This is a genomic window from Vibrio sp. Vb0304, assembly GCF_033338995.1.
Classification (GTDB): Bacteria; Pseudomonadota; Gammaproteobacteria; order Enterobacterales; family Vibrionaceae; genus Vibrio; species Vibrio alginolyticus.
This window is the reverse complement of sequence record NZ_JAWOTT010000084.1, coordinates 1-1,662: the sequence shown is the minus strand read 5'-3', so window position 1 is coordinate 1,662 and position 1,662 is coordinate 1. Positions and strand designations below refer to the sequence as shown.

The following is a 1,662-nucleotide window of genomic DNA, read 5'->3' as shown; positions in this document are numbered from 1 at the left end:
AGCTTGCACCATCACAATCTGCCGCATCGAGCGCCCACCTTTTGCATCACCAGCCAACGCAAATGCGATTGGCAGCATTCCTGCGCTAGCAATGCCCGTAACAACACGAGTGACTAAAGCCCATTCAAACTGGCTAACCAAGCCAGTCAGAATCGAGGAGATGCCAAAAACGAAACAAGCAGGCAGCATAAGGCGAAGACGCCCTACTCGGTCCGACCAGCGCCCTAAATAAGGCGCACAAAACGCAATCGCTAGACTATACGCCGTAATAAAGAGTGTCACCTGGCTCGGAGGAACACCAAGATCACCTCCGATAGGTTCTAAAATAGAGCCAAGCAGCAATTCGTCAGCACCTACCAGAAATGCAATAAGGAACAACGCTATCGACTGAATCATGCTTCAACCTCCGCTTGCAACGAAAGCTCCGCTAAGGTCGCGATATCGACGATTCTGTCTGGCCAATCTTGGATAAATGCCTTCTCGTGTGAAACCAAGATGACACTGCCCGCAAAACGTTGTAGCGCCTGCTTCAACGCATCTTTACTGCTGGTATCAAGATGCGTAGTTGGCTCATCGAGAATGAGTACATTGCAGCCTCGTGTTGCTAAACAACAAAGCTTAACGCGAGTTTGCTCCCCACCACTCAACGCCTCTAAGCGACGTTGTGCTTTATCACCCTTTATCCCGAAGCGTGCTAACAGCTTACGAGCCGATTTACTATTGATTGAAGAATCGACCGCACACACCTCTTGCTCCGGTGTATGATCCGGATGACGCCAAGATAGGTCTTGAGCGAAGTAACCGATCTTAAGACCTTGTGCAAACGTCATTTCACCAGAGAGTGGAAGCACCTCCCCCATTAGCGTTTTGAGCAATGTCGACTTCCCTACGCCATTAAAGCCCTCAATCACTAACTTTTCTCCTCGTACGATAGTGATATCAATCGGTGACAGTAAAGGCGTTTGATAGCCAATGCTCAACGCTTCGGCACTAACAACACTTTGATGTCCAATAGGCGCATAAGAAAAATCAAATTCAGTCACGGCATCTATTCTATGCAACTGAATCCTTTCAATTTTATCTAATTGTTTCTTACGGCCCTTCGCAATGCTCGCATTCACACCTGCGCCATTTTTCGCAATAAACTGTTCCAGTTTCTTAATCTCAGCTTGCTGTGAGTGGTACTCTTTTTCCAACAGCGAATTATTGTGTCGCTTTTGCGCCATTGCTTTGTGGTATGAGCCGGTGTATTTCTGGATTTTTTGATAGTCGATATCACAGATGCAGGTAGTAACCGCATTCAGGAAACTCACATCATGAGACACCAACAGTACGGTTCCTACATAAGCATTGAGATAACTCTTCAACCACTCAATATGAGTTGCATCAAGATAGTTAGTCGGCTCATCTAACAATAAGACGTCTGGTTCACGCAACAATAAGCGCGCTAATAAAACCTTATGGCGTTGCCCACCACTTAACGCACTCATTAGAGTATCCAGTCCCAACTGCTGTATACCAAGCCCTGCGGATACACTTTCAATTTGGGCATGTAAGGCGTAAAAGCCTTGGGCTTCCAATTCCGTTTGTAACTTAGCAACTCGGCGAAGCAAAGAAGGCGATGCAGATTCAGCCATCTCTTGATACAAAGAAAATAATTCA

At 46.5% G+C, this 1,662-nt stretch carries 2 protein-coding genes; both read right to left on the bottom strand.

Going from position 1 to position 1,662, the window contains the following annotated elements; genetic code table 11:
• On the bottom strand, positions 1–396 hold a 396-nt coding region (locus tag R7P35_RS23940), incomplete at its 3' end, for an MFS transporter (RefSeq protein WP_318092821.1).
• Positions 393–1,662: ABC-F family ATP-binding cassette domain-containing protein (locus R7P35_RS23935; protein WP_318092819.1), on the bottom strand; the 1,270-nt coding region annotated here is incomplete at its 5' end. The genes R7P35_RS23940 and R7P35_RS23935, both read right to left, overlap by 4 nt.